This is a genomic window from Methanospirillum lacunae (assembly GCF_003173355.1).
Classification (GTDB): domain Archaea; phylum Halobacteriota; class Methanomicrobia; order Methanomicrobiales; family Methanospirillaceae; genus Methanospirillum; species Methanospirillum lacunae.
In genome coordinates this window covers 359,147-381,756 of record NZ_QGMY01000007.1, presented here as the reverse complement: position 1 = coordinate 381,756, position 22,610 = coordinate 359,147, and the positions used below count along the sequence as shown (strand labels likewise).

The 22,610-nt window shown below is 48.0% G+C and carries 27 protein-coding genes; 9 read left to right on the top strand and 18 right to left on the bottom strand.

The features are described 5' to 3' along the window. Positions 1-3 precede the first annotated feature (3 nt). Together DK846_RS09825 and DK846_RS09820 are read left to right on the top strand one after the other, a co-directional pair. Entirely contained in the window at positions 4-678 is a 675-nt protein-coding gene (locus DK846_RS09825; protein ID WP_109968756.1) for a hypothetical protein, read from the top strand. Further along, positions 671-886 carry a hypothetical protein gene (locus DK846_RS09820; protein ID WP_109968755.1) on the top strand — a complete coding sequence of 72 codons (216 nt, stop codon included), beginning with the start codon at positions 671-673 and terminating at the stop codon, positions 884-886. The genes DK846_RS09825 and DK846_RS09820 overlap by 8 nt, the downstream gene beginning before the upstream one ends. Positions 887-908: 22 nt before the next feature. Here DK846_RS09820 and DK846_RS09815 read toward each other — a convergent pair whose 3' ends face one another. Then, complete coding sequence (locus DK846_RS09815; protein ID WP_109968754.1) at positions 909-1,808, bottom strand: CARDB domain-containing protein; 900 nt, start codon at positions 1,806-1,808, stop codon at positions 909-911. Positions 1,809-1,886: 78 nt separating this feature from the next. Between DK846_RS09815 and gpmA the strand changes: the two genes are divergently transcribed. Further along, positions 1,887-2,633 (top strand): 2,3-diphosphoglycerate-dependent phosphoglycerate mutase, encoded by a 747-nt coding sequence (gpmA, locus tag DK846_RS09810; protein WP_109968753.1) that lies wholly within the window; start codon positions 1,887-1,889, stop codon positions 2,631-2,633. Between the two features lie 75 nt (positions 2,634-2,708). On the opposite strand, the gene pdxT is transcribed toward gpmA, so the two are convergent. From pdxT to DK846_RS09770, 8 genes are all read right to left on the bottom strand, one after another. Further along, positions 2,709-3,311, bottom strand: coding sequence for a pyridoxal 5'-phosphate synthase glutaminase subunit PdxT (gene pdxT, locus DK846_RS09805; protein ID WP_109968752.1), 603 nt, complete (start codon positions 3,309-3,311; stop codon positions 2,709-2,711). Further along, the gene (gene pdxS, locus DK846_RS09800) at positions 3,301-4,197 is read right to left on the bottom strand and encodes a pyridoxal 5'-phosphate synthase lyase subunit PdxS (RefSeq protein WP_109968751.1); all 897 of its coding nucleotides are present in this window, start codon (positions 4,195-4,197) and stop codon (positions 3,301-3,303) included. Before pdxS ends, pdxT begins: the two co-directional genes overlap by 11 nt. Before the next feature lie 3 nt (positions 4,198-4,200). Continuing rightward, entirely contained in the window at positions 4,201-5,112 is a 912-nt protein-coding gene (cbiB, locus tag DK846_RS09795; RefSeq protein ID WP_109968750.1) for an adenosylcobinamide-phosphate synthase CbiB, read from the bottom strand. Positions 5,113-5,118: 6 nt separating this feature from the next. Beyond that, a complete protein-coding gene (locus tag DK846_RS09790; protein WP_109968749.1) occupies positions 5,119-5,295 on the bottom strand; it encodes a methytransferase partner Trm112 in 177 nt (58 codons plus the stop codon). Next, positions 5,292-6,305, bottom strand: a complete 1,014-nt coding sequence (locus DK846_RS09785) for an adenylosuccinate synthetase (protein ID WP_109968748.1) — start codon at positions 6,303-6,305, stop codon at positions 5,292-5,294. Before DK846_RS09785 ends, DK846_RS09790 begins: the two co-directional genes overlap by 4 nt. A 97-nt stretch (positions 6,306-6,402) precedes the next feature. Further along, positions 6,403-7,560, bottom strand: coding sequence for an aminotransferase class I/II-fold pyridoxal phosphate-dependent enzyme (locus tag DK846_RS09780; protein WP_109968747.1), 1,158 nt, complete (start codon positions 7,558-7,560; stop codon positions 6,403-6,405). Between the two features lie 9 nt (positions 7,561-7,569). Beyond that, positions 7,570-8,061 (bottom strand): Lrp/AsnC family transcriptional regulator, encoded by a 492-nt coding sequence (locus DK846_RS09775; protein WP_109968746.1) that lies wholly within the window; start codon positions 8,059-8,061, stop codon positions 7,570-7,572. Between the two features lie 5 nt (positions 8,062-8,066). Continuing rightward, positions 8,067-9,341, bottom strand: a complete 1,275-nt coding sequence (locus DK846_RS09770; RefSeq protein WP_109968745.1) for an ORC1-type DNA replication protein — start codon at positions 9,339-9,341, stop codon at positions 8,067-8,069. Between the two features lie 446 nt (positions 9,342-9,787). Between DK846_RS09770 and DK846_RS09765 the strand changes: the two genes are divergently transcribed. Continuing rightward, positions 9,788-10,276, top strand: a complete 489-nt coding sequence (locus tag DK846_RS09765; RefSeq protein ID WP_109968744.1) for a MogA/MoaB family molybdenum cofactor biosynthesis protein — start codon at positions 9,788-9,790, stop codon at positions 10,274-10,276. A 28-nt stretch (positions 10,277-10,304) separates the two neighbouring features. On the opposite strand, the gene cgi121 is transcribed toward DK846_RS09765, so the two are convergent. The 8 genes from cgi121 to DK846_RS09725 form a co-directional block, all read right to left on the bottom strand. Further along, the gene (gene cgi121, locus DK846_RS09760) at positions 10,305-10,829 is read right to left on the bottom strand and encodes a KEOPS complex subunit Cgi121 (RefSeq protein ID WP_109968743.1); all 525 of its coding nucleotides are present in this window, start codon (positions 10,827-10,829) and stop codon (positions 10,305-10,307) included. Positions 10,830-10,851: 22 nt separating this feature from the next. Then, positions 10,852-13,290 carry an ATP-dependent DNA helicase gene (locus DK846_RS09755; protein ID WP_109968742.1) on the bottom strand — a complete coding sequence of 813 codons (2,439 nt, stop codon included), beginning with the start codon at positions 13,288-13,290 and terminating at the stop codon, positions 10,852-10,854. A gap of 116 nt (positions 13,291-13,406) precedes the next feature. Continuing rightward, positions 13,407-13,946 (bottom strand): KH domain-containing protein, encoded by a 540-nt coding sequence (locus DK846_RS09750; protein ID WP_109968741.1) that lies wholly within the window; start codon positions 13,944-13,946, stop codon positions 13,407-13,409. Between the two features lies 1 nt (position 13,947). After that, positions 13,948-14,700, bottom strand: coding sequence for a serine protein kinase RIO (locus tag DK846_RS09745; RefSeq protein WP_109968740.1), 753 nt, complete (start codon positions 14,698-14,700; stop codon positions 13,948-13,950). Between the two features lie 74 nt (positions 14,701-14,774). Continuing rightward, positions 14,775-15,719 carry a tyrosine--tRNA ligase gene (locus tag DK846_RS09740; RefSeq protein WP_109968739.1) on the bottom strand — a complete coding sequence of 315 codons (945 nt, stop codon included), beginning with the start codon at positions 15,717-15,719 and terminating at the stop codon, positions 14,775-14,777. Between the two features lie 45 nt (positions 15,720-15,764). Then, positions 15,765-16,784, bottom strand: a complete 1,020-nt coding sequence (locus DK846_RS09735) for a type II glyceraldehyde-3-phosphate dehydrogenase (RefSeq protein WP_109968738.1) — start codon at positions 16,782-16,784, stop codon at positions 15,765-15,767. A gap of 69 nt (positions 16,785-16,853) precedes the next feature. Further along, on the bottom strand, positions 16,854-17,321 hold the full coding sequence (locus tag DK846_RS09730; protein ID WP_109968737.1) for a GIY-YIG nuclease family protein: 468 nt from the start codon (positions 17,319-17,321) through the stop codon (positions 16,854-16,856). A gap of 3 nt (positions 17,322-17,324) precedes the next feature. Next, positions 17,325-17,930 (bottom strand): MBL fold metallo-hydrolase, encoded by a 606-nt coding sequence (locus DK846_RS09725; protein ID WP_181391711.1) that lies wholly within the window; start codon positions 17,928-17,930, stop codon positions 17,325-17,327. A 37-nt stretch (positions 17,931-17,967) separates the two neighbouring features. On the opposite strand from DK846_RS09725, the gene thiC reads away from it, so the two are divergent. The 3 genes from thiC (at position 17,968) to DK846_RS09710 (ending at position 20,286) form a co-directional block, all read left to right on the top strand. Beyond that, positions 17,968-19,218, top strand: coding sequence for a phosphomethylpyrimidine synthase ThiC (gene thiC, locus DK846_RS09720; protein WP_109968736.1), 1,251 nt, complete (start codon positions 17,968-17,970; stop codon positions 19,216-19,218). Between the two features lie 237 nt (positions 19,219-19,455). Beyond that, on the top strand, positions 19,456-19,746 hold the full coding sequence (locus tag DK846_RS09715) for an RNA recognition motif domain-containing protein (protein ID WP_109968735.1): 291 nt from the start codon (positions 19,456-19,458) through the stop codon (positions 19,744-19,746). Positions 19,747-19,995: 249 nt separating this feature from the next. Beyond that, entirely contained in the window at positions 19,996-20,286 is a 291-nt protein-coding gene (locus DK846_RS09710; RefSeq protein WP_109968734.1) for an RNA recognition motif domain-containing protein, read from the top strand. Between the two features lie 289 nt (positions 20,287-20,575). Here DK846_RS09710 and purE read toward each other — a convergent pair whose 3' ends face one another. Then, positions 20,576-20,968: a 5-(carboxyamino)imidazole ribonucleotide mutase gene (purE, locus tag DK846_RS09705; RefSeq protein ID WP_109968733.1), complete on the bottom strand. Its 393-nt coding sequence runs from the start codon at positions 20,966-20,968 to the stop codon at positions 20,576-20,578. 51 nt (positions 20,969-21,019) lie between these two features. On the opposite strand from purE, the gene DK846_RS09700 reads away from it, so the two are divergent. Beyond that, positions 21,020-22,150 (top strand): pyridoxal-phosphate-dependent aminotransferase family protein, encoded by a 1,131-nt coding sequence (locus tag DK846_RS09700; protein WP_109968732.1) that lies wholly within the window; start codon positions 21,020-21,022, stop codon positions 22,148-22,150. Next, complete coding sequence (ribC, locus tag DK846_RS09695) at positions 22,147-22,605, top strand: riboflavin synthase (protein ID WP_109968731.1); 459 nt, start codon at positions 22,147-22,149, stop codon at positions 22,603-22,605. Before DK846_RS09700 ends, ribC begins: the two co-directional genes overlap by 4 nt. Positions 22,606-22,610 lie beyond the last annotated feature (5 nt).

The following is a 22,610-nucleotide window of genomic DNA, read 5'->3' as shown; positions in this document are numbered from 1 at the left end:
GCTATGTTAGAGCTGATAATCAGTTTTTTTCTGATAGTAATACTTCTCTTCTTTTTCGGTGGTGTCACTCTTCTGATCTACTGCACACCGGTTATCATCACATTCACAGGTGTATGGAGAGTTGACACGAAAGCTGGATCTGCATGTATCAGATGGGGGCCTCTGGCCATCTGTATAAGTCCAGAAAGTAAAGGGATACAGGTAATTTTCAAAATCAGAAGAACTGAACTCTATCAGATACCGTTGCATAGGCCGTCAGGCGGTGATGCAGTCCAGGAAGAGGTACCCACATCATCTGAAGAAAAAAAGCCTGAACAGGATCTTCGAAGAATGATACCATTCATATCTCTGATAAAAAAAATCATTCCACTCATTTTGACCCATATCAGAATAGAGAGAATAACCGGATCGGTCAAATTCGGGTCTGGAGATCCGGTATCAACAGGCCTGGTATATGGTTATTACCAGGCTCTTGCACCAGTCTGTAGGTTCTTCTGTTCGGCTATCCTAATCCCGGTCTTTGATCAATTGACATTTGAAGCTGATCTTACCGGTGGACTCAGAATAGAATACCCTGCAGGGCTGATTATCAAATCATTACAGAGATTATTCCCTGAAATTCTACCCTTATTTAACATCAAGGTACCGGGATTCATATCAGGTGAAGCGAGTGTCTGATCATTACCTTTTCTTCACCACGCCAATCAAAAGCGGAGAAAGAAGTTTCTATTCACTTGTCAGGGTTTCTATCCATTTCTTAATGGAAAGCTGGTGGCTCTCATCCGAGCCTGTTGCCCTTATCATCGAAGAGAATGGAGAATGGAATTTTTCTCCACTGGAAGACGGGATTTCAGATGATGTACTACTCAATGCACAGCCGGTATAAAACAAATTGAGTTGAATGTAAGTTAATCTCTTGAATATACCGCCTGGCTGCTTGTATTATTTGGGACAACAATCACCGATGAAGTGGTGTTGATCAACATACCGCTCGGGAACGGACCCATCGCAATGGTGGGTCCGGTGATACTTATCACCCCTTCCCGGTACCAGTCATTATTTGACGGGTTACTGTCAGTTACTGCTCTTGATGGATCTACATCCATGAGAATTCCATACTCACCTGGAGGTGTTGTAGTCGGAATGGTCACCGATCTGGTTGTTGTTGCCTGACCACCAGCCGGAATTGATTCAATATCCCAGGTCCCAAGAAGCAGCGGTTCTGAGAACTTCATACTCCGGTTAGTGAGATAAAAATCAACTGAGAATCGTCCTGCATCAGCACCTCCGTTGTTACCCACCGCTGCAATCAGCCTTATAGTCTCGCCGGGAGCGGCCTGACGTGGGGTGATTACTCCAAGACCCACAAGGTCAGCAGGTTTTCCTGAAGGCCGGGTTGAATCCGAGATCCTGATGGTCTTTCCAGACGAGGTCTTTTTGTCTGATCCCATGACCTCACGGACAAATGTATACACCCCGTCTGCAAGGTTCATCGGGAGCATATAGGTATTCGCACTCGAGTATTCACCTTCAGCAGACATCGGAGAGAGATCAGCGGTTCCAATCTGTACTGGGGTTGCATTCTGCTCTGACTCGTTTACCAGATAATACGTAACCTTTTCAGATCCTGACGAACTGTCACCTTTGTTCTTCAGAACCTCGATAATCGTGACAGATCCCCCGGGATATCCGGAATCTGTCACGATAAGTCCTTCAGTCGAGACGTTTACGGCTCCTGTCACAAATCCGGTAATAACCAGGAGCAGACCCAGCACTACCACCGCAGCACATCCGACACCAGTACCCATACGTCAAGATTGGTGACGGGCGGATATAACCTTTCCAGAGTTTTAACCCATTTGTAAACCAACATCCCTCTGAGTTTCATGTACACACTGGTCCTCATACGTCATGGTGAGAGCCTGTGGAACCGGGAAAACCGGTTTACCGGCTGGAAAGATATCGATCTCTCCCCTCAGGGATTGAAAGAGGCCCACTCAGCAGGGCAGCTGCTGAAAGAGAAAGGATACACCTTTGATATTGCCTGGACATCAGTCCTGAAACGGGCTATCAGGACACTCTGGACCATCCAGGATGAGATGGATCTTATGTGGATACCAGTTGTCAGATCCTGGCGCCTCAACGAACGTCACTATGGAGCGCTCACCGGTCTAGACAAGGCAGAAACAGCAGCACAATATGGGGAAGAACAAGTCCATATCTGGCGTCGCAGTTATGATATCAGACCACCGGCATTTGCACCCGGTGATGAAACAAATCCGGGATATGACAGAAGGTATGGAGAACTCTCCGCTGAACAGGTACCGCTGTCTGAGTGTCTGAAAGATACTGTTGCACGGTTTCTCCCACTTTGGGAAGCAGATATTGCACCAGCGATAAAGTCTGGAAAACGGGTACTCATCGCTGCTCACGGCAACAGTCTGCGGGCACTCATCAAACACCTTGACCAGGTTTCTGATGATGAGATCACTGGTCTCAACGTGCCAACCGGAATACCCCTCGTATATGAGCTTGATTCTGATCTAAAACCAATAAAACACTATTACCTCGGTGATGAAGAAGCAGTGAAGGCAGCAATGGATGCTGTAAAAAATCAGGGAAAGGCAAAGTAATTCTGGTTGAATGCCCTTTTTGAGGATGACAGAACCATAAAGATCTATTTTTATATTCCAGTGGAAATGAAGGGGTTACGCGCTAGAGTGAGGGGTGGGGATGACCCCATCAAGGAAGAGATGGTGAAGTCTGAGATCCCCTCCGATTTCTGGATGAAATGCAAGGACCACATGTTTGCCTGACTTGAGCCCTACAATACCTTGTGGGAGAGTGGCAATTGGTATCACTCCAGGCCCGGCTTTTTCAACAACAGGGGCCCTGATGAAAACCGCGTGAAACGGTGAGGAAACTCCTACAACCGGAATATCAGCCTCAAATGATTCACGTTGCCTGCCAAAGGCATTCCGGTTGACCACTGTATCAACGATACCAAGGGGAACAAACCTGGATTCGCCTCTTACCTCGCGGGCAGTGACAACCATCCCGGCACAAGTCGCAAATATACCCCCTGAGAAATTCCTGATCTTCTCCCGCATGCCATTCTGATCGATGAGCCGCATAAATGTGGTGGACTCTCCACCTGGTATAGCAAGGGCAATCAGGTTTTCCATATCAGAAGGAAGTCTCACCTCAACAACCGGAAGGTCAAGCCCACGCTCAAGAACTACCTGCTCAAATGCCTGAATGTGCTCACTCACATCGCCCTGAAGGGCAAGAACACCGATCTTACCATCCACGTGAAGCCAGCCTCTCTTCAGGAGGGAGGGTGTGTACCTCTATCCCCCGCATCGGTTCACCAAGACCCCGGGAGACTTCAGCGATCACTTCAGGCTCATTGAAGTGGTTGACTGCTTCCACAATAGCCTTCGCCATCTTTGTCGGATTCTGTGATTTAAATATCCCTGATCCCACAAAGACACCATCACTGCCAAGCTGCATCATCAACGCAGCATCTGCGGGTGTGGCGATACCACCGGCAGAGAAGTTGACCACCGGGAGACGCTGCCGCTTAGCAGTCTCAATCAGAAGATCAGCCGGAGCTTCAAGTTCGCGAGCCCTCCTGATAAGCTCAGTCTCCTCAAGACCTTTCAGCCTGCGGATCTCTCCAAGGATCGTACGGTTGTGTCGTACAGCCTCGACAACATTACCGGTTCCTGCCTCTCCCTTGGTCCTTATCATGGCCGCTCCTTCATTGATTCGGCGGAGTGCCTCACCAAGGTCGCGGGCACCACACACAAAGGGAACTGTAAACTGTTTTTTATCGATATGGAACTCTTCATCAGCAGGGGTGAGAACCTCGGATTCATCTATCATATCTACCCCGAGTGCCTGCAGGACCTGCGCCTCAACAAAGTGGCCGATCCTTGCCTTTGCCATCACCGGGATAGAGACCTTATCGATGATCTCCTTGATCATCCCCGGATCTGACATACGTGCCACACCACCTGCTGCTCTGATATCTGCCGGAACCCGTTCGAGGGCCATAACTGCAACAGCCCCCGCTTCTTCGGCGATCCCGGCCTGTTCAGCGTTCACCACATCCATAATTACACCGCCCTTCTGCATGGATGCGAATCCGCGCTTGATCAGTTCAGTGCCGTACCGAAGTTCTTCGAGTTTCATTCCTTATATATTGGGTAGGAGATTCCATAAAACTGATGCAGTTGAGGCAACTATTGCGAAGATCAGGGTAGATCCCCTGACTGCTGAGATAATTTCAGGGCCTGCCACTCTGAGTTGCTGCTCGGGATCACCGATCCGGTACTTTCCGGGTTTTTCAAACATGACACCAGTTCCTCCTGCAATTAGTGACATAGGAATGCCCCCGTTGAAACCAGGACGAAGCCTACGATCCCGCCTCAAGATCCTGAAAGCAGGGCTTAATCTCCTTTTAAAGAAGAAATAGACAATAAGCACCAGACCAGTTATTCGGGCCGGGATGTATGAAAGGATATCATCCATACGGGCAGAAAACCATCCAATGCGGACCCGTTCGTCTGTATACCCAAGCATAGCATCCATGGTATTCGCAGCCCGGTAGAAGGCGGCTCCAGGTAGCCCAAATATCATGAAGTAAAAAAGTGGAGCGATAATGCTGTCGTTCAGGTTCTCTGCAACTGATTCATACGCGGCAGAGAGAATCTGCTCGTCGGTGAGGGCGCTGGTATCACGGGAGACCAGCATCTGAACCTTTTCTCTTCCTGCATCAGGACTCGTTGCAGCAGCCACCGCAGCAGCATGCTCTTCAAGCGATCTGAGGGCAAAGCATATCTTGAGTAGAAACGGGCCTACAAGAAGCATCAGGAACCAGGATGCATATAGAGAAAAGAAGTAAAAGGGGACAGTGAAGATGACGACTGTAATAATCCAGAAGACGACACCGGCTGATCGCTGGAGAGCAGGACTCCACCGTAGGGGCTGACCCCACCAACCGATGAAACTCCCAATCATTGCAACCGGATGAAACCGGGAGTGAGGATCCCCGAGAGCCCGATCCACAAAAAGAGAGAGGATCAAAACCAGCGGGGTAAGAAACATGAAAAATCAGATATTCTGGGGGAGGAGGTTGGGGATTCCCTCCTCTATTGGGTATGTTACCGAACATGCGTGGCAGATGAGAGAACCAGTAAGGATCTCAACATCGTTCTCTTCTTTTACGACCAGTTCAAGATCTCCTTTGCAGACCGGACAGCAGAGGATATCATAGAGTTCACGCTTCATACAAGTTCATCCCTGAGATCGATAATCTGGCTCATCTCCGGGCCGGTTGATATCAATGTCACCGGAGAACGGGTGTCTTCTTCGACCTGTTTCAAAAATTCCTTAACCGGTTTTGAGAGCTGGGAGTAATCTGTGGCACCAAAGCATGAGCTGTCGATGTGGTCAACACCTGTGATTGCAACCTGTGTGCAGCCGTTGATCATAGATGCATATCGTGCCATTTTGCTATCCCAGTCCCCAATCCTTCGTTCACGTCCGGTAACGGTTCCAAATTCCTGGATACCAAGATCATGGGCTTTGTTGCTTGACATCTCGGTGCTGAAGGGGCCTTCTCCTACCCGGGTCGGAAAAGCCTTGAAGACAACGATAACATCATCGATCCTGGTTGGACCTACCCCATTGTCGGCAGCCATCTGGGATGCTGAGGTATCCTTGGAAGTAACATATGGGTATGATCCGTAATAGAGCGAGATTCCAAAACCCTGAGTTCCCTCTAACACTACGTTTTCCCCTGCATCAAGGGCGGTATTGATCTCTGTTGGAACATCAATCAGGTAGGGTTTCATCTCAGGAAGATCACGTGCAAGTTTTGCCACCCGCATAGCCCGGTCTCTGTTTGCAGGACCGCAGCCGGTACCTGTTGACCCGACTTTTTTGGCGAGATGGGTATTACTTTTATCTTCCTCGATATGGTTGAGATCAATGATGGCACACCGCTCATCAACGAAGATCCTGTCTTTAACACCAAGGACCTCTACCTCCTGGGCAAAAACCCTGGGATCCACGAGGACACCGGTTCCAATCATAAGCCTGGCGTCAGGGAAGACAAATCCTGACGGGCACATCCTCACGCCAAACTTCTTTTCACCTACCATCACGGTATGTCCGGCATTTGGCCCGACACCTCCACGAGAAATAATAGTAGGTTTATCTTTGTGAGCGACGTGGGAGACGATCTTCCCCTTTCCTTCGTCACCAAAGTTGCCGCCCACGATGATGGTACAACTCATCCAACCGGATAGATAAGAGACCATATGACATATACTCTCCCTTCTGAAAATCAGAGACTCCTCTCATTGTAGAGAATGAAAAAACTGTGAAAAAAGATCAAAGATTCTGGATGAATTCACCCATCCGGGCGATTGCTTCAGAGAGATCATTGCGTGAGACTGCGTAGGCACACCTCACATGTCCTTCACCGGCAGTTCCAAAGACACTGCCAGGTACTACTGCCACACCGGCCTCAGTAATCAGACGTTCTGCGAATTCCTGATCTGAGAGGCCTGTTTGTTTCACTGATGGGAAGGCATAGAATGCCCCTTCAGGAAGGTGGCAGGGAAGACCTATCCTGTTAAGCCCATCAACGAAGAGATTACGACGCATATGGTACTCTCTGACCATCTGTTCCATAGGATCCTGCCCGTGGCGCAGAGCTTCGATTGCCCCGTACTGAGCCATGGTTGGGGCTGACAACATGATATACTGGTGAATCTTCAAAGCTGCCGCAGTTATCTCCTTAGGCGCACAGAAATAACCAAGTCTCCATCCGGTCATCGCAAACGCCTTTGAAAAACCTGACAGAGTGACAGTCCGTTCCCAGAGTCCATCTACAGATGCCACAGCACAATGCTTCCCCTCATAGGTAAGCTCTGCATATACCTCGTCTGAGAGAATGAGGAGGTCATGATCAATTGCAACATCGGCGATGCCTTTGATATCCTCTTTCCTCATCACCGCACCGGACGGATTATTTGGGAAATTCAGGATGAGCACCTTCGATTTGGGTGTGATATGCTCCATGAGCAGATCAGGAGTCAATCTGAAGTGATCCTTTTCAAGACATGGCATGAGAACAGGTTTACCACCTGCGAGGGTGACGCACGGGCCATATGAGACATAGATCGGATCAACCACAAGCGCCTCGTCACCAGGATCGATTACTGCTCTGATTGCAATATCAAGTGCTTCCGATACTCCCGTGGTGACGATCATCTCGGAGAGTGGATCATACGAGATCTGGTATCTGTTGTTCAGAAAAGAGGATAGATCTCTTCGAAGTGTCTCAAGACCGGTGTTCGAGGTATACGAGGTGTGACCCTGCTCTATCGAGGTTATCGCTGCTTCGCAGATATGCCATGGAGTGGTATAATCTGGTTCGCCAACACCAAGGGAGATTACATCCTCCATCTTACCAGCGAGATCGAAAAAACGCCTGATACCTGACGGTGGGATAGCCCTGGCCCTCTCTGAAACAAAATCCCTCATCAAATTCTCCTAAAACGAAAAGGGAAGTCGTTTACCCTCTTCCCGCTCCATGTACAGAACACCATTCTCTTTATAGGTCTTCATGATAAGGTGGGTTGCTGTTTCCCTGATCCGGTCCATGGGTGCAATCTGTTCTGATACAAAGCGGGCAATCTCCTGCATGGTTTTTCCAGCCACCAAGAGTTCGAGATCGTGAGAGCCTGTCCTTAGCCGGAGGTTTCTGACGTTTGAAAACCTGGCTATCCGCTCTGCTATCTGATCGTACCCGCGTTCACGTTCAGGGGCAACCTTCAGTTCAATGATTGCAAATACCAGGCCCTCTTCAACTGCTTCCCAGTTGATGACTGCTGAGTATCTTCGTATGATACCTGCTTCTTCAAGCACTTTTTTGCGTGAAAGGATCTCATCATCGCTGCATTCAAGCATGACCGCAAGGTCATGCACCGGGGTTGTACAGTCCTCTTCTAAAAGGGAGAGGAGTGTCCTGTCTTTATCGTCCATTAAAATCACCGTAGCATGGTTACAAGAAGTTCTGCATCAATCTGTGCAAGACGATCGTCCTGCTCTTCCATGATAACCTCCCAGATCTTGTCTGTGTTGGTATCGAACCACATCTCTTTGGTTCTTCCATGCCTTCCCCGGTTTACCAACCTGGTACTGATGACTCCAAGCATATTGAGTTCTGATATAAGGTCTGATATCCTGCGGATAGTCAGGACATCAATATCTAGTAAGGGCGTAATTTCCCGGTAAATCCTGGTAATTTCACCAGATATGAATATTTTTTGTCCGGCGCGATGGAGCAGAAGCATGCAGTACAGGACCACTTTGCTCTGGGTAGGCAAGGTTCTGATACATTCAACCATACTATCTGTCTCTATCTTTGCCTGAGCTTTTTTCACGTGTTCAACGTGAACTGTATGTGCACCTTCCCGATCAGCGAGTTCTCCTGATATTCTCAGAAGGTCAAGAGCACGACGGGCATCACCGTGTTCCTGGGCAGCAAGGGCTGAGCAGAGTGGAATAACTTCTTCATCGAGAGCATTTTCAATGAATCCAATGGCAGCACGTTGTTGAAGAATATCACAGAGTTGGGTTGCATTATACGGTGGGAAAACTAGTTCCTCTTCTGATAAAGAGGAGAGAACTCTGGGATCAAGAAATGTCTTAAATCCAAGATCATTTGAAATACCAATAATGGATACTTTGGATCTCGCAAGGTCTGTGTTAATCCTGGTTAGATTATAAAGAGTGTCATCACCACTTTTCTTAACGAGCTTGTCTATCTCATCAAGAATAATGATAAAAACGCCTGCAACAGTTTCAAGTTGATTTTTTAATTCAGCATAAACCTGGTCAGTTGGCCACCCGGTCATTGGAATATGGGTCCTGAGCCGATCACTTGGGAAATCATCCTCACCTAGAATGAGTTTAGCTATCTGGGCAAGGACACGATACTGAGTATCAATAACCTCACAGTTGAGATGAACAACACGGCAGATGGTTCCTCTTCTGGCACTAACCTGCTCAAGTTCAGTCCCTACATAACGAACGGAAGCTGTTTTTCCGGTCCCAGTTTTACCATAGATCAGAATGTTTGAGGGAGTTTCCATCTGAAGAGATGGAGCTAGTATAGATGCAATCTGATCAATCTGCGGTTTACGATGAGGAAGAATGTGGGGTCGGTATGAATGCCGGAGAACTTCCCGATCCTTAAAAATGCGGTTTTCAGCCAGGTATTTATCAAAAAGCCCGGATGAACCGGATGTTTCTTCCGTCATTGATTATCTATCCTATCTAGGTTAGATGGATGTTCCATTAATACTATAGGAAATTTGGATGACTTCAATAACTGCAATAAAAAAGAGATATTTTTATTATAAACTTGAATCTCATTCATCATCATTTGATGAGATTACCCCCACCCCTTTATTTCCACTGGAACCTTTTTTTTGAAGAACTCTCCAAATAACAATGTTTTATCTTTTAAATCCTTTTTTTATTAAATCATACATTTCAGAAATTTAGTAATTCTTTGTTGTACATTACACAACTTATTTAAGCTTAAATTTTAATATGGTACATACTGAAAATATATTGAAGTATACCTCCACTAGTGTCTGCTGAAATATTCTTCTCCAGTGGAAACAAAGGGGTGGGGGTTGTTTACAACAAAAGGTAAACATTCAACCAATACCTATCTCTTTCCATTCTTCCTATGATAGATATGGATCCTTCACATATTCAGGAAATCACTGTTCATGTTGGAATACTTGTTATTTCAACTTCAAGAACAGAAAAAGAAGATAAAAGTGGATTAGCAATAAAACAACTTCTTAATGAGGCTAATATTCAAATTTTATACACTTCAGTAATACCTGACAAAATTCAGGCTATTAGATCAGGAGTAATAAAAGCTCTTGAAATATGTAATTGTGTAATCCTCACAGGAGGAACAGGAATAACAAGAGATGATTGTACGATTGAAGCAGTTGAACCACTTTTAGAGAAGCACTTGGATGGATTTGGGGAATTATTCAGAACAAAAAGTTTTCAAGAAGTTGGAACCCGAATGGTTCTTTCTCGGGCAATTGCGGGAACTATTGGTACAAACCTAATATTTTGTATTCCAGGATCACCGAATGCAGCCACCCTTGCAACAAAGGAGATTATTATTCCTGAAATTAAACATCTGTTGACACATGCTAACAAATAAATTTTTTTCTTTTCGAAAATAGCAGAGATCAACGGTTTATATTGAGAAGGGCTACTCGTTCCAGAACAAGATCAGTAATTCTTTCAATCCCTGTTATTTGGAGTTCATTCTCGCTAATTCCAAATAACTTCTGTAAGCATTGTAATTTTTCACTCGAAATTTCCTCCCAGTTTTCATGATCTACAAAATCCATGAATTCATGAAGTTCTTTTTCAGCTTCATCAGAGGGAGGAATTAAACACAGGTAGCATTCGTTTTCACCAGGTTTTACTCCGAATGGTCCTATTAATCCTGTCTGCCTTGTCCCGGCTGCATAGAGAAGGGATTCAACCTCAAGACTCCGGGATATTGGTGAATCTGATTTGAATGACCGGAAAGCAAAATGTAATGCCGCCTCAACATGCCGCCTCCCTGCAACAGAATTACGATCTACGCAGATTAAGGAGCATTTTGATTTTTTACCCAGAGCACGGAGTTTCTGTAAAAAATCCTTATTCTCTGTTACGTGAAACCGTACCTGGTGAACTTCAGATTGAATAGCATCATTTTTCATCCTTCTCCTCACCTACCCCTTCTCATAAAAAGTCACTAAATGACTGCTGTCCTGCCCTTTTTACTCCGAACTGTTCTTTTTCTTTTTCCATTTTTACGGTATCGTCTGAAGTATCTTCTCCTAAAATGATCTGATGTTGATTTGACAGATACTGAAGTACTGTCTCTGCCCGCTTTGAGCCGATGATTCCAGCAAGTGACTCATAATCTGTTTTCAGGATATCAGATACTGAGTTTATCCCATTTTCTCTCAGTTTTACTACAAGTTTGGGTCCTATTTTTGGGATGTCAGTCAAATCCTCAACTTCACCACTCCCAGTTCTGTATAAAGAGGGTTCTTTTTTCCCACTTATTTGTAAATCAGGTACCTTAGCGCCTACAGCTGTGAGAATCTGTCTTGCCAGATGCTGACCAAGTATCCGGGTTAGTACCGGAAGCCCTGCCTCCCTGAGTCTGTCCCTGTTCGTGTACCCGGCATTATAGAGTCTGCGGGCTCTCACCCTTCCGATATTGCGCAGCTGTACCAGAGGGAGCAATTCTTCTTTCACTCCATACTGTACTCTTATACCTATCTGGCTGATCTCTTTTTTGAAAGCAGGAATTTCCATCCCTACCAGCCTGTCTGCTGCATAGAGTAGCCACTTCGCTGAATCAACCACGTTGTAGATATCACCGGCACCGATACTGTACCGTTCCTCCATCTTATCTTCTGAAACTTCCTCTGCCCAGTCTGTCAGTACTAGCGCTGTCTTCAGGGCAGCAAGCCAGATTTCTTCCTCCTCTGAATCATATGGGAGTGGGACCATGAGGTCATCACCGTTTTTATAGAGAAATGACTTGAGTGAGGCAGTATCTGCTGATTTCAGATACAACCGGGGCATATCGGGACTTGTGCAGATCAGGTGGAGAATTCCAATATCTGTAACCTGGTCAGATTTTTGCAGGACATCAAGAATATTTCTGGCGCTGTGAGGATCGAGGTACAGTACTGATACAAGGTGACCAAGTTTCGTTGCAGAGAGCTGGCCCTCCTCATCTGTTATCATCGCTGCAGAGACCAGGAATCGTGTTGACTCTCCAACAATCCTTCCCATGGATCGTGAATGAGGGTGCTGAAAGGCATAGAAGGTCCGCTCCATGAAATCGGTAAGTGCTGCAGTATCCCTTGCAAATCCGGTTGCGATCAGGGAGAGTATGTGTGCACAGAGTGCATTTTCGTCAGCACACTGGGAATCGATCTCCTCAGCTCCGGCATCGATAAAAAACTCGATAAGTTTCTCCACCGTTTGCCGATCCTTTGCGATCAGAACGGCTTCCCCATATGGATCAAGGTGTGGCCGTCCGGCTCGTCCTGCCATCTGGTGGTACTCCATCACAGGGATTGGTACCATGCCCATTCCTGAGGTGAACCGCATGTAATCCCTGATGATCACCCTGCGGGCAGGCAGATTAAGTCCGGCAGCAAGGGTTGGTGTTGCTGATATGATCTCCAGATATCCTTTCCTGAATCCCTCCTCGATAATGAGCCTCTCTTCCCGTTTGAGCCCGGCATGGTGAAATGCAGCCCCTCGCTCTACACACTCTGCCAGAAGATTGGGCTGATCAGCATCCCGCAGCTGCCTTATACGGATGGCAAGTTCCTTTGAATCTGGAGTTCCTGCTTTTATCGCAGAAGCTGCCCGTTTGGCAAAGGCTTCAGCATTTCTTCGTGAAGACACAAAGACCAGGCACTGACCCCCCTCTTCGATAGTATCAAGGCAGAGATTCAGATCATCATGTTTAGTAACAGCCCTTACTGAACGCGGCTCTGTTTTACCACCAAACGTGATTGTTCCATCAAAGTACACCCCCTGTCTGAGATCAACCGGTCTCCAGGTACTTGATATCAGGGTTGCCTCAAGCCAGGATGCCAGCGCTTTCGGGTTTCCAATTGTTGCAGAGAGACCGATGATCTGCATCTGCGGATTTGCGTACCGCATCTTGGTGATCACCATCTCGAGGGTCGCTCCCCGGTGCTCAGAGCCTATCAGGTGAACTTCGTCAAGGACCATGAGTGTAACTTCACTGAGCCACCTGGTTCGGTTACGCAGGAGTGAGTCCACCTTCTCACTCGTTGCCACGATGATATCGTTGGAGCCGAGCTGGTTATCTGTCCTGTCAAAGTCCCCGGTAGCAACCCCTACCTTTGATCCATGAGCTTTAAACTCTTCGAACTTTTCTGAGGCAAGTGCCCGGAGTGGCACAATATATAGACACTTTCCGCCCCTGGCAATCTGAGATGCCATTGCCATCTCAGCAAGCAGAGTCTTTCCGCTGGCAGTTGGTATAGAGATCAGGAGGTTTTTCCCCTCTAATAATCCGGCATCAACACAGGCTGCCTGTGGAGGATAGAGCTCCCTGATCCCCTTACTTAAACAACTCTCAATAAGGGTGTTTGGAAGGGGGAGGGCTGTGATCTCCATGATTCACCTGATCGTATCCAGGGCGATAAACAGAGAAAAAAAGGAAAAGAAAGGATACCATGAACTCCCGTCTCTGCAGGTCTGAATATTTTTTTGTGGGATATTTGGCATCAGGATCAGTAATAATAATTCAGCATATCCTGCTTGAGTTCACGCTTTTTCCGATCAAGGAATGCATACACGCTTTCATGTGAGACACCGTTGATGAGCATCTCAATCGCTTCACGTGCAACCTTAACCCGTTCAATCATTCCGATAATAGCGACAGTCTTCCCGTACACCGAGATCTCAGTATTGGTCAGGTCCTCTATCTGTGATCTTGATTTACCATCCCTTCCGATGATCCTTCCCCTAATTCTTTCAAGTTTTGCCGGGGTATCGGCTATGTCCGAGAGTTCCATCAGCTCAAGATACAGATCCTCATCCTCAAAGAGTCTGAAAGCACGTTCAGGTGAGAAACCTCTAGCAATAGCTTTCACAACCTCAACAGCCCTGAGAAATCCGTCAGCCTCTTCTCCCTCGATTGAGACCAGGCCTTCCTCGCTGTCTACAAGAATGACGGTCTTGGTCTTTTCCTCGATCTCCCGCTTGGTTATCCCCTTCTTTCCGATGAGGACACCTATCCGTTCCTTGGTAATTCGTGTCTCCTGCTGCATATTACGCCTCGCTCAGTTCAGTTCCTGCATTTTCAGGCAAGTGTGGTATACCGGTGACCTGCCGCATCGCCTCAATAAGTACCATCGTTTCACAGAGGGGAGAGAAGAACCGGTTGAGTTGCTCCAGATCCCTCCTGAGAAAGATGATTGAATGAGGGTGATCAGGTGTGACCGCCTGCCCCATATCTATCAGCCACGCTTTCCCTCCACCATAGAGAATATTGTACTCAGAGAGATCCCCATGTACCAGTTTTGCTGTCTGCCAGAGAATTCGAAGGGACTCCATCAAACTTGCATACACCACCGCCGGGTCTGGAATTTTTGCAACTCTGAGCTGGGGATATGGAATTTCATCCTCACCAAGAAATTCCATAACCAGGATGTTCCTGTCAAAGACAAGTGGTTTTGGAACCGCTAGCCCGGCTTCAAGAGCCCGCTTCAGGTTTGAGAACTCCTTTCTTGTCCAGGCAAAAACGATGTCCCGCCGGGTTTTACCGATATTAATAAACCGGCGGTCTCCAGCGATGTAGTTTTGCATCTTCTGGAAGTTGGCTGTCCTGGTCATGTAGATCTTGATGGCAACCTGTTCCTCTTTTCTGTCCGCAAGAAAGACGTTAGCCTCTTTTCCTGTTGAAATAGAGCCACCTATGGCGGATATCCAGCCTTTGTTCACCATCTTGTACAGGGCTAGGAGGGTGATCTCGTCAAATACATCTTCCCGCACCTTGAGTTGATCGAGATCTTTGATTCTCATCCGGGAAGCATCGACACGTTTGTCATACTTATGGAGATCATGCCGGTCGCGTTCGATGCTTATCCCCTCCTTTTTTACCCTTCCAGATATTTTCGCACAGGTGCCAGAATCTGTATGAGTGATTCGGTTGTTGCATTCTTGAGATCTGCCGGATGAATCTCACCAGCTGCGTATGCCTGCTCTGTCTCTTCGTATGAGGTTAACATCCGGTCTCCTCCGAACTTTTCTGGTCGCTGAATGGTGAGAGATCCGGTTCTTGGGAAGATATGATGTTTTAGCACCTGCAGAACCGGGTTCTCCTCGATCTCGGGTGGGCAGAATGCCTTCTTCATCTTTTTTCTGATTGCATCTTCACTATCTGCGACAGAGATGTAATTCCCTTGCGAAGAAGACATTTTCTTTCCGTCAAGCCCGTTCAGGATAGGGACATGGAGACAGACTGGTGACGGATAGCCTTTGCCTGGAAGAAACTCACGTGCGAGCATGTGGATCTTCCGCTGGTCGATCCCTCCTACTGCTGCGTCAACCCCAAGGATGGCAATGTCTGCCATCTGCATGATCGGGTATACCATCTGTGAGACAGTTGGGTTGTCCATCTGTCTGCCGACCTCGTCCATACTTCTGGTTGCCCGGTTCAGGGTAATCTGCTGGGCAAGTTCATGGACAAGGAGCTGGTATTCACGACTCAGCTGGATATCTGATCCAAGTACATAGGTGATATTTGTGAGTCCGAGCCCTTCAAAACATTTTTTATTATACGCTGCGAGTCTGGCAACCTCTTCCATGGTGCCCTTGCGGTTCAGGAATGCATGCAGATCTGCGAGAAGGACGATCACCTCAAAGCCGGCATCCCTTAAATCAATCAATTTGTTGATTGTAACGAGATGGCCGAGGTGGATCTCACCGCTCGGTTCGTAACCGGCATAGACCTTCCTGCCTGACTTTGCAAGCAGTCCACGTAGTTCTTCCTCCGTGACGACCTCGACCGTGTTTCGCACCGCGAGAGAGTAGGGATCCATTCACACACGTAGGCGCTGAAAAGAGTTAATGATTGGGTGGGCCGGTCAGATAGCGACAAATCCAAGGGATTCGTTGGTCATCTTTATTGAAACCTCGGGGTCTTTTACATCTCCGGCCATGGCTCTGATTGCATCCACGTTCTCAATGACTACATCGGCTTCCTGGTGGATCGCCTGGAAGAAATAGAGATCTTTGCCAATAACTGCAACTGAAGCCTCGAAGACACCGTTCTCCCAGAGATCTGAACGTGGCCTTCCGAGATCCATAACATACTCTTTGAGTTCTGCCGTACTCTTGATCCCGGTGGTTGCCTGAACAAGTCCTATCCGTGAATGTGCCTTCATGACACCCAGTACTTCGTCTCTGGAGCTCTCTCTCTTCAGCTCCATCTGGATTGCATGCATATGCATCTGGGTAGTAGGTACAATCATGGCCATCGTTACGATGTCAATGTGAGGCAGGACTGTGTTGACATCTGGGCCATGGTGACTTGGAATTGTCGGTGGATCAAGTACTACTGCATCAATTGGTCCTTTCTTGACAACATGAGGATCTGCCCCCCTGCGGACCATCACAGCCTTGACCTTGGCAACTCCGATCTTGTCGTCCAGTGCCTTGATTACCCGGCAAAGGCCGGTGGTGTTGCATGAAACGACCCTGACAAACTGCCTTCCGATGGCATCCTTGTAGTTTGCATGGGCATTGAAGGAGAATCCTGCAAGATCGTGGTCTTCTCCTCCCTGCCAGATTGCCTTTTTCCCGTATTTTTCGTAAAGAGCCTTGTTCGACTCTCCGACCCCTCCGGGAGTCCCATCAACGATCACATCAGCCTTCTGGACCATCTCCTCAATCGATCCGGCAACCGGGATGCCTGCCTTCTCAAAGGCGGCTTTCTTACTGATGTCAGCAATATAAACCGGATATCCTTTTTTGACTGCGACAAGGGCTTCAGCAGTTGGTCTTGTCTTGGAGACTCCGATGATCTCCATATCCTTCTGCGCTGCCGCTGCATCAGCAACTCGCTTACCTATGGTTCCGTACCCGTTGATTGCAACCTTGATCATAACAATTCATTTCTCACCGGACAATCCGGTGCAGATCCTCCCGTGTGAGGTATTCTGATTACACAAATATTATACATTGCCAAACTCTTTCCGGGGGAAATGTCTGGACAATGTAGGTTGTTTGATCATTGGATGCAGCCTTATGGCATCAAAAGCCGCAATGATTACTTTTTCCGGGTTATCAGGAGAAAAGAACAGGTGCCCTTTACAACTACAGTCAGAGGATCCAAACCTCTGGATTGGGGGGAGATTGATGGCCTGCGCAAGAGGGCATTCTAGTCGCTCAAGGGTCGCAGCGCAGAACACCTGGACAAGTCTGAAGCCTGGATTCATGAGCAGATAATCTATATGCCACCTGGGTTTTCTGTCCCTGGCCAGAGCCACCATCATGTGTCTTGATACCCGGGCGAGCCCACCTGGCCCGAGAGCAGATCCAACATATGAATAAAACCCTGGTGAGAATGAAATTGTTCCAAGAGATCCGATTCTGACTGCACCCTCTCCAAAGAGAAGGAGAACATAGATTCCTGGTTTCATTGATCAGGCATACCCTGATCTCATGAGAGCCTGGGCAGCCTTGATGTGCCGTTCTCCATGATCAAGAGCAGGAAGTCCATGTCCCGGGTACAATCCTTTTACTTCCAGATCTGCGACCCGGTCAAGTGATGTACTAAGAGTTTCCCGGCTTCCACCTGGGAAGTCGTATCTCCCGAATGCCCCGTCAGAAAAAACGGTGTCTCCAGAGATGAGATCTCTTGTTTCTTTGTTATAGAGGCAGATACTCCCAGGTGTATGACCAGGGGTGTGGATAACTTCTAGCCCTTCCAGCTGGTTTCCATCCTCAAGGATAATATCTGGAATTATTCCGGGGGAATGTGAGCCGAACTGCATTGCAAGATTCAGATTGTCTTCTCTGAGTCCATCTGCATCTGCTGCATGAATGCAGACCTTTGCTCCTGTCATACTAACCAATGGTCCCAAATATGCAATATGGTCAAAGTGGCAGTGGGTGAGCACAATATATTTGATGGATTCCCGATGCGCCTCAACTGACATCGGGGTGATCCCGGCATCCACAAGAACGGTTCCCTGTGCGAGATAGGCATTGGCATACATCCCTCTGCCCGGGATGAGCTTGATGGTCATGTGACTATGATATTCCCTCAAGGCAAAAAAGTATGATATGGTGACTCCCCGGGAGTACAGGGTTGATCTCGATCTGCTGAACCAGGCTGCGAAGACTGAACTGATAGAACCTGATCAGCTGGAGCGACTGATCCGGACCGGAAGGGTAGTGATCCCGGCAAACCCAAGACGAGAGCATCCGGTCTGTGCAATAGGGGAGGGATGCAGGGTTAAGGTCAACGTGAACGTGGGAACCTCTCAGGATCTCTGCGATGTTGACATGGAAAAGGAGAAGGCCACTGCAGCAATATCTGCTGGTGCAGACTGCCTGATGGATCTCTCTACAGGTGGCGACCTTCCAAAAATACGCAGTATGATCCTCTCCTTTCCGGTGACTGTCGGGACCGTCCCAATCTATGAGGCAGTCAGGCGTGCGGGAAATGTTGCTGACCTTGATGCTGATCTGCTCTTTAAAGTCATTCGCGAGCATTGTGAGCAGGGTGTTGATTTTCTCACACTCCATTGCGGAGTGAATCGTGAAGTAGTGCAGAGTCTCCGCCAGGATCCCAGAACAATGGGCGTCGTCTCCAGGGGTGGCTCATTTCATGCAGCGATGATGATCTCCCGGGATGAAGAAAACCCGCTCTGGGCAGAGTATGATTATCTCCTTGAGATCCTGGCCGAATATGACGTGGTTGCAAGTCTGGGAGACGGGATGAGGCCTGGTTGCCATGAGGATGCCATGCGGGAAGCCAAGACTGTTGAGTACCTGAACCTTGGAAGGCTTGCAAGGCGTGCTCATGAGCATGGTGTTCAGCGCATGATAGAAGGGCCGGGACATATGCCAATCGATCAGATTGGATACAACGTGAAGATGATCAAAGAACTCACGGGCATGGCTCCCCTTTACCTCCTCGGACCTCTGGTGACCGACATTGCAGCTGGATACGATCATATCACCGGAGCAATTGGAGGAGCAATCGCCTGCCAGAACGGGGCAAATTTCCTCTGCATGGTCTCGCCGAGTGAGCATCTTGCCCTTCCCAGGACAAACGATATTATTGAAGGAACAAGGGCGTCGGTTTTAGCAGCCCATGTTGGCGATCTTGCCCAGGGAAACGCTGCTGCTTATAACCGTGAGGTGCAGATGGGACAGGCACGCCGGGACCTTGACTGGAAACAACAGTTCTCTCTTTCTCTCTTTCCTGAGCGTGCAAAAGAAATTCATGATAGAGATGGTAATCGTGAGACCTGTTCCATGTGTGGAGATCTCTGTGCAGTGAAGATGGTCAGGGATATCTTCGGATGAAACTGAGTCCATATTGGGAAGGTTTCCGTGTTCCTGCAGGGTGAGGAAGATTTTTTAATAGATGTTACCAATATTTGCGTGCAGACGTACGGTAGTCCGGTTATATAGTCGCTCGAAGCATCATCTGCCTCAGGCAGATCGTTTCTGAAAAAGCTATGTTCGTCAGTCCGTGGGCATCATCAAGATCCCTGATCTGTGGCCGCTATCTGCGTATGTAAATTAGTTACGTGATTTGCTATGGAAGGAAAGAGACTCTACGTCGGAAACCTGACGTACTCCGTAAATGAAGCCCAGCTCAGGGAATTATTCTCCAAGTATGGTGATGTGGTCAGCGCCAAGGTTATCGAGCAGAAAGGATTCGGTTTCGTTGAGATGGGAACTTCTGAGGAAGCCCAGGCAGCAATGGATGCACTGAACCAGACCGTGTTCGAGGGCCGTACCCTCCGTATTGACGAAGCACGCCCGATGCAGCCACGCCGCGAATTTGACCGCGGTGGATATGGTGGCGGCGCCGGACGCCGTTACTAATACAGTATACCCCTCTGGGGATCTTTTTTTAAGAAATTTGCATAACATGATACGCAGGTATAAGAACCTGTAATAGTAACATTATAACACAGACGCAGGAATATCCTGACAATAGTTTTCGTGAGCAATTTTCGTCGGTAAGACGGACAATCGTTTTCAGGCTGTTTTCGGAAATCCTCTGATTTATTCTGAATATTTTTTCAGGATGGCCAGCTCGCGGATGTAACATAAGGAATCTGTGATTTAGCAATGGAAGGAAAGAGACTCTACGTTGGTAACCTGACATACTCTGTTAATGAAGGTCAGCTTCGTGATTTATTCACCCAGTACGGTGAAGTAGCAAGTGTAAAAGTAATCGAACAGAAAGGATTCGCCTTTGTTGAAATGGGAACCTCTGAGGAAGCCCAGGCAGCAATGGATGCACTGAACCAGACTGTTTTCGAAGGCCGTACCCTCCGTATTGACGAAGCACGCCCAATGCAGCCCCGCAGCGACTTTGGCAGCGGTGGCGGCTACGGTGGCAACCGTCGCCGGTACTAAATACTTCAATACCACTTTTTTTATCTCACCGTCTCGGTTAAGACGATATTCATTGTAATTGTTTACTCTAACAGGAATTGTTCACTGGGAATTCTTGACCTGTTGTTGAAATAAAAAGAAGAGATACCAGCCTTCTAGGGTAACTGGAAAGCTGAAATCCATTTGAATCAGCTGAACCTAATAACGAGTTTTAAAAATTTGGATGTTATTAACGGGAAATTGGGCCCTGTTCCTGTGTTATATTACTGTCCTATTGAAAAACTACCTTCGATGTCATACCGTGATTGTGTTATGTACAGAGATTTAGAATTCTTATTGCGAGAAGTGCAGCGTTTTGTCCGTTATCAACTCCGACACAAGCCACGGGTACACCCTTGGGCATCTGTACAATCGAGAGAAGGGCATCGAGTCCGCCCATGAGTTTTCCTGAAATTGGCACACCGATGACCGGTTTTTCTGTTTTAGATGCAACAACTCCGGGAAGGGCAGCCGAAAGTCCGGCAATACAAATATAGATCTTTGCGTCTGATCCTGCAACATACTCGTCAAGCCTGCCGGGGTTTCGGTGGGCTGATATGACCTGGTAATCATATGAGATACCCTTTTCTTTCAAGACAGTCCAGACTTTCTCTGCTACCTCTTCATCAGAGGCAGAACCGCAGATGATGCTCACATCAACCATAATCTTCCAAGATATAATCAGGCAGTAGTGGTATAAGTATAGCTGAATTGTATGGAAGATGAGACTCTCCTGATGCTTCCCGGTCCGGTTCCACTCCCAGAACGGGTGCGGTTCGCGATGGCCAGGCAGGCTATCAATCACCGCGGTGCTGAATTTGGTGGTGCCTATTCTAATATTGTCCGTGTTCTCAAAACATGTTTTGGAACAAATAACGATCTCATGGTCATATCTGGATCTGGCACAGCAGGGATGGAGGCCGCAGTCTCCAACTTTGGAAAGGGCAGAAAGATGGCTCATCTCATCAACGGTAAGTTTGGTGAGCGCCTCTGGAAGATTGGTGAGCGTTATGGCGAGGCAGTCCCAATAGAGTCTGAGTGGGGAACCCCTCTCAACCTTGAGGCATTAAAGGAAGCCCTGGAGAACGGGTGTGAGGTTGTGACCATGGTCCACAACGAGACCTCTGCAGGTATCCTGAACCCGGGTGCAGAAGTTGGAAAAATCTGCCGCAAACATGATGCCCTCTTTATCATGGATGGAGTCACCTCCATTGGTGGGGACAATGTAAAGGCTGATGATTGGGGAGTCGATGTCGCAATTGTCGGCTCACAAAAGTGTCTAGCCGCTCCGGCAGGCCTTGCAGCGGTCTCTGTCTCTTCCCGTGCCTGGGAAAAGGCTGTAAAGAATCCGCCATATTATTTCGATCTTCCGGCATACCGGAAAAATGCTGCCAAGTCTCCAATGGAGACCCCATACACTCCTGCTGTTCCGATTTTCTTTGCCCTTCGCGAGGCATGCCTGCTGATTGAAGAGGAAGGTATCGAAAAACGGGTTGCCCGTCACCACCGTATGGCAAAGGCCGTCCGTGCAGCGGTTGCCGCCTGGGGAGTAGAGATGTTCCCGAAGACTGATGCAATCCACCAGTACTCAAATACTGTTACAGCAGCAAGGATTCCAAAGGGCTCAAACGACAAGGACTTCAGAGGCCATGTCAAGAAGTTTGGTATTCAGATTGCAGGTGGCCAGGATCATCTAAAAGATGTCATATTCAGGATTGGACACATGGGCTGTGTATCAGCGCCTGAACTCCTTGCAACACTTGCAGCAACCGAGTATGCAATCCAGAAGAGCGGTCATAAAGTGACATCTTCGGGTGTCATGGCAGCAGCTGAGGTTCTGGGATGAGAATCGGTGTCGCGGACACCACATTTGCCAGGGTAAATATGGGCAAGTTCGCGATCGATGAACTCAAAAAACACGGGAGTGTCGTCATCGAACGATACACAGTACCGGGAGTCAAGGACCTCCCGGTAGCCTGTAAAAAACTCTTCGAAGAGTACAAGTGCGATATCTGCATGGCTCTTGGGATGCCCGGTGGCAAGGAAAAAGACCGGATGTGTGCTCATGAGGCATCAACCGGGCTGATCCAGTGTCAGCTGATGACAAACAGGCATATCATTGAGGTCTTTGTCCATGAGGATGAAGCGGCAGATGATTCTGAGCTTGCATGGCTTGCCGAGCAGCGAGCCCGTGAACACGCGGTAAATGTGATAAAACTCATGCGTCCGGGTACCCTTGAGCGGGAGGCAGGTTCAGGCCAGCGGCAGGGTTTCTCTGATGCAGGTGCTGCACGTCAGTAACCAGG

Bases quoted from the DNA above. Each gene is read 5' to 3' on its own strand.
- DK846_RS09825 (WP_109968756.1), top strand. From the start codon at position 4: ATGTTAGAGCTGATAATCAGTTTTTTTCTGATAGTAATACTTCTCTTC.
- ribC (WP_109968731.1), top strand. From the start codon at position 22,147: ATGAGAATCGGTGTCGCGGACACCACATTTGCCAGGGTAAATATGGGC.
- DK846_RS09750 (WP_109968741.1), bottom strand. From the start codon at position 13,946: ATGCAGCAGGAGACACGAATTACCAAGGAACGGATAGGTGTCCTCATC.
- DK846_RS09815 (WP_109968754.1), bottom strand. From the start codon at position 1,808: ATGGGTACTGGTGTCGGATGTGCTGCGGTGGTAGTGCTGGGTCTGCTC.
- DK846_RS09745 (WP_109968740.1), bottom strand. From the start codon at position 14,700: ATGAGAATCAAAGATCTCGATCAACTCAAGGTGCGGGAAGATGTATTT.
- DK846_RS09770 (WP_109968745.1), bottom strand. From the start codon at position 9,341: ATGACGGAAGAAACATCCGGTTCATCCGGGCTTTTTGATAAATACCTG.
- DK846_RS09780 (WP_109968747.1), bottom strand. From the start codon at position 7,560: ATGAGGGATTTTGTTTCAGAGAGGGCCAGGGCTATCCCACCGTCAGGT.
- DK846_RS09730 (WP_109968737.1), bottom strand. From the start codon at position 17,321: ATGAAACCAGGAATCTATGTTCTCCTTCTCTTTGGAGAGGGTGCAGTC.
- cbiB (WP_109968750.1), bottom strand. From the start codon at position 5,112: ATGTTTCTTACCCCGCTGGTTTTGATCCTCTCTCTTTTTGTGGATCGG.
- DK846_RS09735 (WP_109968738.1), bottom strand. From the start codon at position 16,784: ATGATCAAGGTTGCAATCAACGGGTACGGAACCATAGGTAAGCGAGTT.
- cgi121 (WP_109968743.1), bottom strand. From the start codon at position 10,829: ATGAAAAATGATGCTATTCAATCTGAAGTTCACCAGGTACGGTTTCAC.
- DK846_RS09710 (WP_109968734.1), top strand. From the start codon at position 19,996: ATGGAAGGAAAGAGACTCTACGTTGGTAACCTGACATACTCTGTTAAT.
- DK846_RS09775 (WP_109968746.1), bottom strand. From the start codon at position 8,061: ATGGACGATAAAGACAGGACACTCCTCTCCCTTTTAGAAGAGGACTGT.
- DK846_RS09755 (WP_109968742.1), bottom strand. From the start codon at position 13,290: ATGGAGATCACAGCCCTCCCCCTTCCAAACACCCTTATTGAGAGTTGT.
- DK846_RS09790 (WP_109968749.1), bottom strand. From the start codon at position 5,295: ATGAAGCGTGAACTCTATGATATCCTCTGCTGTCCGGTCTGCAAAGGA.
- thiC (WP_109968736.1), top strand. From the start codon at position 17,968: ATGGTGACTCCCCGGGAGTACAGGGTTGATCTCGATCTGCTGAACCAG.
- DK846_RS09765 (WP_109968744.1), top strand. From the start codon at position 9,788: ATGGATCCTTCACATATTCAGGAAATCACTGTTCATGTTGGAATACTT.
- DK846_RS09785 (WP_109968748.1), bottom strand. From the start codon at position 6,305: ATGAGTTGTACCATCATCGTGGGCGGCAACTTTGGTGACGAAGGAAAG.
- DK846_RS09740 (WP_109968739.1), bottom strand. From the start codon at position 15,719: ATGGATCCCTACTCTCTCGCGGTGCGAAACACGGTCGAGGTCGTCACG.
- purE (WP_109968733.1), bottom strand. From the start codon at position 20,968: ATGGTTGATGTGAGCATCATCTGCGGTTCTGCCTCTGATGAAGAGGTA.
- DK846_RS09700 (WP_109968732.1), top strand. From the start codon at position 21,020: ATGGAAGATGAGACTCTCCTGATGCTTCCCGGTCCGGTTCCACTCCCA.
- DK846_RS09725 (WP_181391711.1), bottom strand. From the start codon at position 17,930: ATGACCATCAAGCTCATCCCGGGCAGAGGGATGTATGCCAATGCCTAT.
- pdxS (WP_109968751.1), bottom strand. From the start codon at position 4,197: ATGAAACTCGAAGAACTTCGGTACGGCACTGAACTGATCAAGCGCGGA.
- gpmA (WP_109968753.1), top strand. From the start codon at position 1,887: ATGTACACACTGGTCCTCATACGTCATGGTGAGAGCCTGTGGAACCGG.
- DK846_RS09715 (WP_109968735.1), top strand. From the start codon at position 19,456: ATGGAAGGAAAGAGACTCTACGTCGGAAACCTGACGTACTCCGTAAAT.